Origin of the sequence: Pseudomonas sp. B21-053, from assembly GCF_026016365.1 — a bacterium.
In the GTDB taxonomy this organism is placed as follows: Bacteria; Pseudomonadota; Gammaproteobacteria; order Pseudomonadales; family Pseudomonadaceae; genus Aquipseudomonas; species Aquipseudomonas nunensis.
In genome coordinates this window covers 2,040,001-2,052,027 of sequence record NZ_CP087205.1, presented here as the reverse complement: position 1 = coordinate 2,052,027, position 12,027 = coordinate 2,040,001, and the positions used below count along the sequence as shown (strand labels likewise).

Here is a 12,027-nt window from a genome sequence, read left to right as displayed (position 1 = left end):
TGGGTAACGTCTGCCCCAACTTTCATACAAGGAATAGCGTCATGAGTGAGTTGATTTCCTACCACCTCGAAGACGGTATCGCGACCCTGACGTTGAGCAATGGCAAGGTCAACGCCATTTCGCCGGATGTGATTGCGGCGTTTAATGCTGCGCTGGATCAGGCGGTGACTGATCGTGCGGTGGTGATCATTACCGGCCAGCCGGGGATTCTGTCCGGTGGTTATGATTTGAAGGTGATGACGGCCGGTCCCAAGGAAGCAGTTGCGTTGGTGACAGCGGGTTCGACCCTGGCTCGCCGTCTGTTGTCGCACCCGTTCCCGGTGATCGTTGCGTGCCCTGGGCATGCCGTGGCCAAGGGTGCGTTCCTGTTGTTGTCGGCGGATTACCGCATTGGTGTCGATGGCCCGTTCAGCATTGGTCTGAACGAAGTGCAGATCGGCATGACCATGCACCACGCAGGGATCGAGCTGGCCCGTGATCGCCTGAGCAACTCGGCGTTGCACCGTTCGGTGATCAATGGTGAGATGTTCAACCCGCAAAGCGCAATCGCGGCCGGCTTCCTGGATGTGGTGGTGTCGGCCGAGGAGCTGCAAGGTGCAGCGCTGGCAGCCGCGCGTCAGTTGAAGAAGATCAACATGACCGCGCACAAGGCCACCAAACTGAAGGTGCGCAAGGCGCTGCTGGAGACACTGGACAACGCGATCATCCAGGATCAGGAACACTTGGGTTAAAGCCCACGCCTGCTGCAGCAAAAGCCCGACCGTCGTGTCGGGCTTTTTCGTAAGTGCCCTGTTGAAAATCCTGCAACCGCTCTAGGCCGCGTCTGACCTACAAGTCGGAAACATGCGCTTAAACATCGTCTATCTCCCACCTCTATAGCGGCAATTGCCGAAAACAGTGCACATCCGTACACTGCGCCACCTTTTGTCCCGGTGGGGCCTGTAAATGCTCTTTGTGTTTCGTATGTTATTGATGGGCCTGCACTTTATTCTGGCCGGTGTGCTGGGGGTGATACTGGGTCTGTGCCGGCCATTCAACCCGGACAACAGCCGTCTGTGCGCCCGCCTCTATGCCTGGCCGGCGATGTGTATTTTGCGTTTGCGGGTGAAGACCGAGGTCGGTCCGTTGATGGACAAACCCGAGAGCTGCGTGATCATCGCCAACCATCAGTCCAACTACGATCTGTTTGTGTTCGGCAACGTGGTGCCCCGCCGCACCGTGTGCATCGGCAAGAAGAGCCTGAAGTGGGTGCCGCTGTTCGGCCAGTTGTTCTGGCTGGCCGGCAATGTGTTGATCGATCGGGGCAACGCGCACAAGGCGCGCCAGTCGATGCTCACCACCACCCACACCTTGCAGCATGAAGACACGTCGATCTGGGTGTTCCCGGAAGGCACGCGCAACCTCGGCGAAGACCTGCTGCCGTTCAAGAAAGGCGCGTTCCAGATGGCCATCGCTGCCGGTGTGCCGATCGTCCCGGTGTGTGTCAGCAGTTACGTCAAACACATGCGATTGAACCGCTGGCACAGTGGGAAAATTCTGATTCGTTCGCTGCCGGCAATTCCTACCGCCGGGTTGAGCATGGACGACATGCCGCTACTGATCGCCCAGTGCCGTGAGCAGATGCGCGAGTGCATCGCTTCGATGGATCGGCAACTGCAAGCCGCCTGAATCAAACCCTGTAGCAGCTGCCGAGCCTGCGAGGCTGCGTTCGGCTGCGAAGCAGTCGTCAAACCTGAGCATTCGGTCTTCCTGTAACACCGCGCTGGCTGATTTTACGACTGCTTCGCAGCCGAACGCAGCCTCGCAGGCTCGGCAGCTGCTACAGGGGCTGACACAATTGCGCCCTGTCGGTGAACTCCGCAGATTTCACTGAATCTCTACAAGCGGGAGGCTAAGCTGGACACTGCCTGCCACTGCCATTATTCATAAGAAGCGAACCACCATCATGGGTAGAGTTGTTGCTGCTGCGGTTTACAGCGCCGGTAAAAAAATCACCAATATCACCCTCGATGAAGGCGCAGCCTGGGCGGCCAAGACCGGCCACTTTGTGTGGATCGGCCTCGAAGAGCCCAACGCCCAGGAGCTGACCAACCTGCAACGCCAGTTCAACCTGCACGAACTGGCCATCGAAGACGCCCTGGAAAAACACAGCCGACCGAAGCTGGAAACTTTCGGCGATGCGTTGTTTATCGTCACATACTCGCCAATCCGCCACGAAGGCAAACTGGAGTTTATCGAGACTCACATTTTTGCCGGCAAGGGCTACATCATCACCGCGCGCAACGGTCACTCGGCGTCCTACGCCCATGTCCGCCAACGCTGTGAGGCGCGTCCGTTGTTATTGGAGCACGGGGAAGATTTCGTACTCTATGCCATCCTCGATTTCGTGATCGAAAACTACCAGCCAGTGGGCGAAGCGATCCACGCCGAGATCGATGAGCTGGAACGCAACGTGCTGTGCAGCGCGTTGAATGAACGCGACATTCAGAACCTCCACAGCCTGCGCCGAGACGTGCTGCGCTTGCGTCGCTATGCCGCGCCGATGGTGGAAATCGGCGAAGAACTGCAGAAGTTGAGCTTCCCGTTTATCGACAAAAACATGCGCCCGTACTTCCGTGATGTGCAGATCCACGTGACGCGGCAGATGGAAGACCTGACGACCCTGGCGGACATTGCCAGCCAGACCATCGAGGTCGGGGTGTTGCTGGAGGCGTCACGCCAGAGCGTGGTGCAGCGCAAGTTTGCTGCGTGGGCGGCGATTCTGGCGTTCCCGACGGCGGTGGCCGGGATTTACGGGATGAATTTCCAGAACATGCCGGAGTTGAGTTGGCATTACGGGTATTTCGCGGTGCTGGGGTTTATAGCGGTGGGATGTGTGGGATTGTGGGCGAGTTTCAAGCGGTCTGGGTGGTTGTAGTAGGCGAGACCGAGTCGTCTGTAAAATTCGCGAGCAGGCTCGCTCCCACACCGATCTCTGCAACAACGGAGATCCACTGTGGGAGCGAGCCTGCTCGCGAAGCTTTTAGCTTTAAACCGCGCCAACCTCAGGCTTATGCGCCACAAACCGCATCATCCACTCCGCAACCGTAGCGCCGTGATGCTCATGCTCAAGGCTCGCCACGCCTTTGGAATAAACCTGTTCGCCCAACGCTTCCTGACGAATGTCCAGCAGCGCCCGTGAGTAGTCGTGAATGAATTCCGGGTGCCCCTGGAAGCACAGCACCTGATCATTGATGTGGTACGCGGCGAACGGGCAGAAATCGCTCGAGGCGATCACTGTGGCGTTTTCCGGCAGTGCGGTCACTTGGTCCTGGTGACTGATCAACAACGTAAGCTCTTCCCGCACCGGGCTCATCCACGGCGCCTTGGCGGCGAGTTTGTAGTTGTGGATGCCCACGCCCCAGCCCTGGGTCGCCCGCTCGCTCTTGCCGCCCAGCAGCAGCGCCAGCAGTTGATGACCGAAGCACACGCCCAGCAGCTTATCGCCGCGTTCGTAGCGGTTCAGCAGGTAGGCTCTGAGGGTTTCGATCCATGGGTCGGTGCCGAAGGAATCGGCCTTGCTGCCCGTGATCAGGTACGCGTCGAACGTCAGCTCATCGCTGGGATATTCGCCCTGCATCACGTTGTAGACGGTGAACTCGGCAGCGATGGGTTGCTGCGAAAACAGACGCTGGAACATCTGCCCGTAACCCTGATATTGATCGACCAGTTCCGGACGCAGGATGTCGGTTTCCAGAATGCAGATGCGTAACGACATAAAAAATACCTGACACGTGATGGGAATAATGCACACCCCAGAGCCTGCCTTGAAACACGGTGGCAAGGCAAGCCCCGAAATGCGTCATCGGTCCCTTAGAACGCCTGCCCTTTTGCGGCTTTTTCCAACAGCAGCGCGGGCGGAGTGAAGCGCTCGCCATACTGCTCGGCCAGGTACTGGGCGCGGGCGACAAAGTCTTTCACGCCATATTGGTTGATGAATTGCAACGCGCCACCGGTCCAGGCCGCGAAGCCGATGCCGAAGATCGAGCCGACGTTGGCGTCCGCTGTCGAGGTCAGCACGCCCTCCTCCACGCAGCGTACGGTTTCGATGGCTTGCACGAACAACAGGCGATCACGCACGTCCTTCGGCGAAATCTGCCCGTCAGCCTTTTCGAAACGGGTTTTCAGCTCTGGCCATAGATGTTTCTGCCCTCCGGCCGGGTAATCGTAAAAACCACCGCCAGCAGCCTTGCCCGGACGCTTGTATTCGTTGAGCAGCAAGTCAATCACGGCGAACGCCGGGTGTTCTATCAGCGGTTTCCCCTCCGCCAGTAGGTCTTTGGCCGTTTGTTGACGGATATGGCTCATCAGGCTGAGGGAAACTTCGTCGGAGATCGCCAGAGGCCCGATGGGCATGCCAGCCTTGCGCGCTTCGGTCTCGATCATCGGCGCGCTCACGCCTTCGCCGAGCATGGCGATGCCTTCATTGGTGAAGGTGCCGAACACGCGCGAGGTAAAGAAGCCGCGACTGTCGTTGACCACGATCGGGGTTTTCTTGATTTGCAGGACGAAATCGAAACCACGGGCCAGGGTTTCGTCGCTGGTGTTCGCGCCCTTGATGATTTCCACCAACGGCATTTTCTCCACTGGACTGAAGAAGTGCAGGCCAATGAACTTGCTCTGGTCCGGCACGGCAGTCGCCAGGCCGCTGATCGGCAGAGTCGAAGTGTTGGAAGCGATCACCGCGTCCGCGCCGACGACTTTCTGTGCCGCCGATGAGACTTTGGCTTTCAGATCGCGATCTTCGAATACCGCTTCAATGATCAGGTCGCAACCGGCCAGGTCCGCATCGTTTTCGGTGGTGTGAATCCGCGCCAGCACGGCATCGCGCTGCTCGACGCTCAATTGCCCACGGGAGACTTTCTTGTCCAGCAGCGCCGCCGAATGCGCCTTGCCCTTCTCAGCCGCAGCTATATTGATGTCCTTGAGCACGACATCGATGCCCGCCGAGGCGCTGACGAAAGCGATCCCGGCGCCCATCATCCCCGCTCCCAACACACCGACTTTTTTCGTGACGTAAGGCGCAAAACCCTGCGGTCGCGAACCGCCAGCATTGATTTCGTTGAGCTGGAACCAGAACGTACCGATCAGGTTTTTCGAGACCTGGCCGGTGGTCAATTCAGTGAAGTATCGGGTCTCGATCAGGTGCGCCGTGTCGAAATCCACCTGGGCGCCTTCCACCGCCGCGCAGAGGATTTTCTCTGGCGCCGGCAGCGTGCCCTGGGTTTTTGTGCGCAGGATCGATGGCGCGATAGCCAACATCTGCGCGACTTTCGGGTTCGATGGCGTGCCGCCCGGGATCTGATAACCCTTCACGTCCCAACGCTGCACAGCCGCAGGATTGGAGAGAATCCACGCCCGCGACTTGGCCAACAGTTCATCGTGATCCGCTGCCAGTTCATCGATCAAACCAGCCTGCAACGCCTGTTGCGGCCGGACCTTCTTGCCTTCGAGCAAGTATGGCAAGGCTTTCTCAATCCCCAACATGCGCACCATGCGCACCACTCCACCGCCGCCCGGCAACAGGCCGAGGGTCACTTCCGGCAGGCCGAGTTGCACCGACGAATTATCCAGCGCCACGCGGTGATGGCAGGCCAGGCAGATTTCCCACCCGCCGCCCAATGCCGCGCCGTTGATCGCGGCGACAACCGGTTTGCCGAGGGTTTCCAGGGTGCGCAGTTGCGCCTTCAGCGTCAGCACCATGCCGTAGAAGGCTTTGGCTTCAGGCTTGCCGACTTTGATCAGTTCATTGAGGTCACCGCCGGCGAAGAAGGTTTTCTTCGCCGAGGTGATGATGACCCCGGCGATGCTGTCTTTTTCGGTAACCAATTGGGCGACGCGGGCGGCCATGGCCTCGCGGTACACCGCGTTCATGGTGTTGGCGCTCTGGCCCGGCATGTCGATGGTCAGGACGACGATCTGGTCCTGGCCCTTTTCGTAACGAATGGCTTCAGTCATGTCACAGTTCCTTGAAATCGGGGCTCAGAGGCGTTCGATGATGGTGGCAATGCCCATGCCGCCGCCGACACACAGGGTCGCGAGGCCATAGCGCAGGCGCCGGTTTTCCAGTTCATCGAGCAAGGTGCCGAGGATCGCGCAACCGGTGGCGCCCAGCGGGTGCCCCATGGCAATCGAGCCGCCGTTAACGTTGACCTTGTCCGGGTCGATCGCCATGTCCTTGATGAATTTCAACACCACCGAGGCGAACGCTTCGTTGACCTCGAACAGATCGATGTCTTCAACCCGCAACCCGGCCTTGGCCAAAGCCTTGCGGGTAGCCGGTGCGGGGCCGGTGAGCATGATGGTCGGGTCGGTGCTGGTGACCGCCGTCGCCACGATGCGCGCCCGCGGCTGCAAGCCCAGCGCCCGGCCCTTGGCTTCGGAGCCGATCAGCATCAGCGCCGCGCCATCGACGATCCCGGAACTGTTGCCCGGCGTGTGTACGTGATTGATCCGCTCGATGTGGCTGTAGACCCGCAGCGCTGTGGCGTCGAAACCCATTTGCCCCATCATTTCGAAACTCGGCTTGAGCTTGCCCAAGCCTTCCAGGGTCGATTCGGCGCGAATGAATTCATCGTGATCGAGCAGGATGATGCCGTTCTGGTCCTGCACCGGCACCAGGGATTTGTTGAACGAACCGTCCGCCCGAGCCCGCGCAGCCTTTTGCTGGGAATGCAGCGCGTAGGCATCGACGTCCTGGCGGCTGAAGCCTTCAATCGTGGCGATCAGGTCAGCGCCCACGCCTTGTGGGGTGAAGTGGCTGTGCAGGTTGGTTTCCGGGTCCAGTGCCCAGGCGCCACCGTCGCTGCCCATGGGTACGCGAGACATGGACTCGACGCCGCCCACAACGACGAGGTCTTCGAAACCGGAACGGACTTTCATCGCGCCAAGGTTTACCGCCTCCAGCCCCGAGGCGCAGAAGCGGTTGATCTGCAGGCCGGCCACGCTGACATCCCAATCCGCGACCTGCGCCGCCGTCTTGGCGATGTCGGAGCCTTGATCGCCGATGGGCGTGACGCAACCGAGCACCACATCATCGACCTGGCTGGTGTCCAGGGACGTGCGTTGTTGCAACGCCGTCAGCAACCCGGCCACCAGGTTCACCGGTTTGACGCTGTGCAGCGCGCCATCGGCCTTGCCTTTGCCGCGTGGCGTGCGCAGCGCGTCGAAAATCAGAGCTTCGGTCATGTGGTCCTCGAACCTGTGCGGGGAATAAATGCTGAGTTCTCACCTTAAGCCGAGCAGCGCCGGATTCAATGACCGCAATGCTCACGGACGTTGACGGTCACGCTCAGACGGACGGTAGTCAGCTATCGGATTAACCGATTCAGGTGACGAAGCTGTCTAGCAAACGGGCGCCCAAGAAGCTGGCAATAGGCCTCATGCCTTTTTAAGAGCTTTTAACGTCAGGACCATACTAAATGGATCTAAACCAAGTGTGACGCGGGCTCTAAGGTGAAGATGTACGAAGTTGTCGTCGGGTTTTGCCGAGGCACTCGTCCTACAGGAAGTGCAGCGCTTTGCCGTCATGGAGATATGCAGGCAGGCATCAGGAAATAACAAAAAAGGCGGTCAGCCATGTTCAAACATTCGAAAGTACGTCAAGCCGGACTCATCCTATTCGCCACTACGCTGTTGTTGATTTTGCCGAACCTGACCAAGGTGATCGGCTAGTCGCTGGTAAAAAAACAGCGTCAGGATTTACTATCGCCTCATAAAAATGTGACTGGCTCGCTACCCGGGCCAGCGTGGCTGTGCCAACCTTCACGGCACTTCCACGACATGGACGGCGATCACTTGAAAGCACTTTTTCTATTGGGGGCCATGCTGGTCGGCTCGCCCCTGTATGCCGCACAGCTGAACCTGGAGCTGGGCGCGAGCAGTCGCACCTGGCAGACCGAGGAGTTGCTCAAGCATCCTCAGGCCCAGACCATCAGCATCAGCAACGACGTCTCCTACAAGCGCGACATGAGTTATCGCGCCTTGCCGTTGGCCGCTTTGTTGAGCGGAATCAAGCCTGACGACCATCTGCAAGCCGTGGCCCTGGACGGTTTTGCCGCTGAACTGGCGGCGGCGCCGTTACTCAATACGAAAGGCGCGCAGGCCTGGCTGGCGATTGAAGACCCGGCCAAGCCGTGGCCGCCACTCTCCGAAGGCAAGCACAGTGCCGGGCCGTTTTATCTGGTCTGGACCAATCCGCAGGCGGGCAATATCAGCCCGGAGCAATGGCCGTTCGAAGTCGCCAGCATCAAGCGCATGGCACCAGTGGCCCAACGCTTTCCTGCCCTGCTGCCTGATCCCGCGTTGAAGGCGGACGATCCGGTGAATCAGGGCTTTGCCTTGTTCCAGAAGAATTGCCTGGCCTGCCATCGACTCAACGGCGCGGGCGATGCGCAGTTCGGGCCGGACTTGAATATCCCGTTCAACCCCACCGAGTACTTCGGCGCGGATTTCCTCAAGCGTTACATTCGTGATCCGCAGAGTTTGAGGCAGTGGCCGCAGGCGAAGATGCCGGCGTTTTCCGAGCAGGTATTGCCGGCGGGGGATCTGGATTTGTTGGTGGGGTATTTGAAGCATATGGCGGGGCGTAAGGTTAAGCCTTAGCTTTGCGCTGGCCGGGCTGGCCTCTTCGCGGGCAAGCCTCGCTCCTACAGGGGATTTGTGCGGATCACAGATCCCCTGTAGGAGCGAAGCTTGCTCGCGAAGCGGTACCCCCGATTACTGCTGCTGGACGGAGATCACCGGCGCGAAAACCGGCGTCGGCGACACGAACACCTTCGCATGCATCTGCTCGCAGCCACCGCCCCGGCGCATCCCGCGCACCGGGCAGGCATCCAGGTAATCCAGGCCCACCGCCAGTTTCAGATGGCGCTCCGGTCGGGCCAATTGGTTAGTCACGTCGAAGCTGTACCACGCGTCATCCAGCCAGGCTTCGGCCCAGGCGTGACTGGCCAGGTGTTCGCTGTTTTCGCTGTACAAATACCCCGACACATAACGCGCCGGAATCCCCAGGCTGCGGGCACAGGCGAGGAACGCATGGGTGTGGTCCTGGCAGACACCGGAACGCCCGGCGAAGGCTTGGGCAGCACTGGTATCCACTTCGGTGGAGCCCGGCGTGTAGGTCATGTGCTGGTTCAGGCCCTGCATCAAGTCGATCAGCGCGGTGCGATCCCGACGCTTTTTGCATTCCTTTTCCGCGAACGCGCGCAAGGCTTCGTCGGCTTCGGTCAATCGAGTGAAACGCAGGAACGGCAGCGCCGATTGGCTCTCGTGTTCAGCTTCGCGCAGTTCATCGATATCGACCTGGCCGCGAGCGCCAATGATGATCGCCTCGTGAGGCTCGTCCATGGTCAGCACGTGCAGGATGTTGCCGAACGGATCGAGTTGCGCGCGCACCGGGCGCGGCAGGTCGAGTTGCCAGCTGAGTACGTGCTGGCGCTCGCTGTCGTGGGGTGTCAGCCGCAGGTACTGGATGCTCGCCCGCACCTGATCTTCGTAGTGATAGGTGGTCTCGTGGCTAATGGAAAGTCTCATGCAGCCTCCAGGTAGGAACTGTGAATGGCGTTGCCCAACTGGCGCACCAGCGGGATGAACTCGGTCAACCAGGCGTGCAGGCCTTCGTCGAGAATTTCGGAGATGCCGGTGTAGCGCAGCCGCGCGTCCATTTCCGCCGCCAGGCGTTGCGCGGGACGGCCGTTGGCCCCCGGTAACTGGGCGAGGATCTGGTCGATTTCTTCGGTGCAGGCGCGCAAGGAACGCGGGACGTCGGCGCGCAGCAACAGCAATTCGGCGACATGCCGGGCGCCCGGTGCATCGCGGTAGATCTCGGTGTAGGCCTCGAACGAGGACAACGCCCGCAACAACGCGCTCCACTGGTAATAGGCGTGTGCCGTGCCGTCGCTGACCGCTTCGGCCTGATCACCGGCCATTTCGTAACGCGCGTCGAGCAGGCGCAAGGTGTTGTCGGCCCGTTCGATAAACGTGCCCAGACGAATAAAACGAAACGCATCGTTACGCATGATCGTGCCGTAGGACGCGCCGCGAAACAGGTGCGAACGTTCCTTGATCCACTCGCAGAAACGGCTCATGCCGTAGCGACTCAAGCCCTGCTCCGCGATCCCGCGAATTTCCAGCCAGGTAGCGTTGATGTTTTCCCACATGTCGGCGGTGATTCGCCCACGCACCGCATGGGCACTGGCCCGCGCCGAACCGAGGCAGCTGTAGATGCTCGCCGGGTTGGCCGCATCCAGGGCGAAGAAATGCAGCAGCCGTTCGGCATGCAACTCGCCGTGGCGCTCCAGATAATCGTCCAGCGTGCCGGTGATCAGCAGCGGCATGGCGAGTTCGTGCAGACCGTCACCGCGGCCGTCCTGCGGCATCAGCGACAGCGAATAACTGATGTCGAGCATCCGTGCGAGGTTTTCCGCCCGCTCCAGGTAACGCGACATCCAATACAAATCCGAGGCAGTTCTACTTAACATGGCAAGCTTCCTTCAATCCTCGACCACCCAGGTGTCCTTGGTTCCGCCGCCCTGGGAGGAATTCACCACCAGGGAGCCTTCACGCAGGGCAACACGGGTCAAACCGCCGGGTACGACCCGGGTTTCGCGGCCAGACAATACAAACGGACGCAGGTCGATGTGGCGTGGCGCGATGCCGTTTTCGACAAAGGTCGGACAGGTCGACAGGGACAACGTCGGTTGCGCGATGTACGCGTGGGGCTTGGCTTTGATCCGTGCGCGGAACGACTCGATTTCCGCCGCCGTTGCCGCCGGCCCCACCAGCATTCCGTAACCGCCGGAGCCTTGGGTTTCCTTGACCACCAGGTCGGGAAGATTGGCCAGGACGTGGGACAGTTCTGAAGGATTGCGGCATTGGAACGTCGGCACGTTCTTCAGGATCGGTTCCTCATCCAGGTAGAAACGGATCATGTCGGTCACGAATGGATACACCGACTTGTCATCCGCGACCCCGGTGCCGATGGCATTCGCCAGCACCACGTTGCCGGAGCGATAGGACGACAGCAGCCCTGGCACGCCGAGCATCGAATCAGGGTTGAACGCCAGCGGGTCGAGGAACGCATCGTCGAGGCGACGATAGATCACGTCGACGGCTTTCGGTCCGTCCGTGGTGCGCATGAACACCTTGTCGTCGCGCACGAACAGGTCCGCGCCTTCCACCAGTTCCACACCCATTTCCCGCGCCAGAAAGGCGTGTTCGAAGAACGCGCTGTTGAAGCGCCCAGGGGTCAGCACCACCACGCTCGGATTATCGATCGGGCTGGAGCTTTTCAGGGTGTCGAGCAACAGGTTCGGGTAGTGGTCGATGGGGGCAATGCGCTGCGCCGCGAACAACTCGGGGAACAGGCGCATCATCATCTTGCGGTCTTCGAGCATGTAGCTCACGCCGCTCGGTGTACGCAGGTTGTCTTCGAGCACGTAGTACGTGCCGTCGCCATCGCGTACCAGATCGACGCCGGAAATGTGGGAATAGATATCCCGGTGCAAATCCAGGCCTTGCATTGCCAACTGGTATTGCTCGTTGGCCAGCACTTGCTCGGCCGGGATGATGCCGGCCTTGATGATGCGCTGCTCGTGATAGAGGTCGGCGAGGAACATGTTCAACGCCTTGACCCGCTGGATGCAGCCGCGCTCGACGATCCGCCATTCGCTGGCGGGGATACTACGAGGAATGGTGTCGAAGGGAATCAGGCGCTCTGTCCCCTGCTCATCACCGTAGAGCGTGAAGGTTATGCCGGCACGATGAAACAACAGATCGGCCTCGCGTCGCCGTTGTGCCAGAAGCTCGTCAGGCGTCTCGGCCAGCCAACGGGCAAACTCCCGATAATGCGGGCGGACCAGGCCGCCGGCATCGTACATCTCATCAAAATAGGTGCGGATCATGCCGTACTCCTTGTCACCCGGACATCTAGGCTTCGCAAGGCCCGTGCCATCGGCATAAACGCTTTGATTTCAATCAGTTGGATAA

The 12,027-nt window shown here is 60.0% G+C and carries 10 protein-coding genes; 4 read left to right on the top strand and 6 right to left on the bottom strand.

What is annotated here, in order from left to right; translation table 11 throughout:
* Positions 1 to 41: 41 nt before the first annotated feature.
* From LOY68_RS09440 to LOY68_RS09430, 3 genes are all read left to right on the top strand, one after another.
* Complete coding sequence (locus LOY68_RS09440; RefSeq protein WP_054053945.1) at positions 42 to 731, top strand: crotonase/enoyl-CoA hydratase family protein; 690 nt, start codon at positions 42 to 44, stop codon at positions 729 to 731.
* Between the two features lie 214 nt (positions 732 to 945).
* Positions 946 to 1,668 (top strand): 1-acylglycerol-3-phosphate O-acyltransferase, encoded by a 723-nt coding sequence (locus LOY68_RS09435; protein WP_265044265.1) that lies wholly within the window; start codon positions 946 to 948, stop codon positions 1,666 to 1,668.
* Between the two features lie 277 nt (positions 1,669 to 1,945).
* Positions 1,946 to 2,917, top strand: coding sequence for a magnesium and cobalt transport protein CorA (locus LOY68_RS09430; protein ID WP_054048547.1), 972 nt, complete (start codon positions 1,946 to 1,948; stop codon positions 2,915 to 2,917).
* 111 nt (positions 2,918 to 3,028) lie between these two features.
* On the opposite strand, the gene LOY68_RS09425 is transcribed toward LOY68_RS09430, so the two are convergent.
* The 3 genes from LOY68_RS09425 to LOY68_RS09415 form a co-directional block, all read right to left on the bottom strand.
* Positions 3,029 to 3,757 (bottom strand): amidotransferase, encoded by a 729-nt coding sequence (locus tag LOY68_RS09425; RefSeq protein WP_265044264.1) that lies wholly within the window; start codon positions 3,755 to 3,757, stop codon positions 3,029 to 3,031.
* A 95-nt stretch (positions 3,758 to 3,852) separates the two neighbouring features.
* A complete protein-coding gene (locus LOY68_RS09420; RefSeq protein WP_265044263.1) occupies positions 3,853 to 5,997 on the bottom strand; it encodes a 3-hydroxyacyl-CoA dehydrogenase NAD-binding domain-containing protein in 2,145 nt (714 codons plus the stop codon).
* Positions 5,998 to 6,021: 24 nt separating this feature from the next.
* On the bottom strand, positions 6,022 to 7,227 hold the full coding sequence (locus LOY68_RS09415) for an acetyl-CoA C-acetyltransferase (RefSeq protein ID WP_265044262.1): 1,206 nt from the start codon (positions 7,225 to 7,227) through the stop codon (positions 6,022 to 6,024).
* Between the two features lie 594 nt (positions 7,228 to 7,821).
* On the opposite strand from LOY68_RS09415, the gene LOY68_RS09410 reads away from it, so the two are divergent.
* Positions 7,822 to 8,643, top strand: coding sequence for a c-type cytochrome (locus tag LOY68_RS09410; protein WP_265044261.1), 822 nt, complete (start codon positions 7,822 to 7,824; stop codon positions 8,641 to 8,643).
* A 114-nt stretch (positions 8,644 to 8,757) separates the two neighbouring features.
* On the opposite strand, the gene LOY68_RS09405 is transcribed toward LOY68_RS09410, so the two are convergent.
* Genes LOY68_RS09405 through LOY68_RS09395 form a run of 3 tightly spaced genes read right to left on the bottom strand, consistent with a single transcriptional unit; the run spans position 8,758 to position 11,942 of the window.
* The gene (locus LOY68_RS09405; protein WP_054048557.1) at positions 8,758 to 9,573 is read right to left on the bottom strand and encodes a transglutaminase family protein; all 816 of its coding nucleotides are present in this window, start codon (positions 9,571 to 9,573) and stop codon (positions 8,758 to 8,760) included.
* Positions 9,570 to 10,520, bottom strand: a complete 951-nt coding sequence (locus tag LOY68_RS09400; RefSeq protein WP_133836635.1) for an alpha-E domain-containing protein — start codon at positions 10,518 to 10,520, stop codon at positions 9,570 to 9,572. Before LOY68_RS09400 ends, LOY68_RS09405 begins: the two co-directional genes overlap by 4 nt.
* 12 nt (positions 10,521 to 10,532) lie before the next feature.
* Positions 10,533 to 11,942, bottom strand: coding sequence for a circularly permuted type 2 ATP-grasp protein (locus LOY68_RS09395; RefSeq protein WP_054048561.1), 1,410 nt, complete (start codon positions 11,940 to 11,942; stop codon positions 10,533 to 10,535).
* Between the last annotated feature and the right edge of the window lie 85 nt (positions 11,943 to 12,027).

Coding starts and splice junctions, on each gene's coding strand:
- LOY68_RS09420 (WP_265044263.1), bottom strand. CDS start 5,997: ATGACTGAAGCCATTCGTTACGAAAAGGGCCAGGACCAGATCGTCGTC.
- LOY68_RS09435 (WP_265044265.1), top strand. CDS start 946: ATGCTCTTTGTGTTTCGTATGTTATTGATGGGCCTGCACTTTATTCTG.
- LOY68_RS09410 (WP_265044261.1), top strand. CDS start 7,822: ATGGACGGCGATCACTTGAAAGCACTTTTTCTATTGGGGGCCATGCTG.
- LOY68_RS09425 (WP_265044264.1), bottom strand. CDS start 3,757: ATGTCGTTACGCATCTGCATTCTGGAAACCGACATCCTGCGTCCGGAA.
- LOY68_RS09440 (WP_054053945.1), top strand. CDS start 42: ATGAGTGAGTTGATTTCCTACCACCTCGAAGACGGTATCGCGACCCTG.
- LOY68_RS09415 (WP_265044262.1), bottom strand. CDS start 7,227: ATGACCGAAGCTCTGATTTTCGACGCGCTGCGCACGCCACGCGGCAAA.
- LOY68_RS09405 (WP_054048557.1), bottom strand. CDS start 9,573: ATGAGACTTTCCATTAGCCACGAGACCACCTATCACTACGAAGATCAG.
- LOY68_RS09395 (WP_054048561.1), bottom strand. CDS start 11,942: ATGATCCGCACCTATTTTGATGAGATGTACGATGCCGGCGGCCTGGTC.
- LOY68_RS09430 (WP_054048547.1), top strand. CDS start 1,946: ATGGGTAGAGTTGTTGCTGCTGCGGTTTACAGCGCCGGTAAAAAAATC.
- LOY68_RS09400 (WP_133836635.1), bottom strand. CDS start 10,520: ATGTTAAGTAGAACTGCCTCGGATTTGTATTGGATGTCGCGTTACCTG.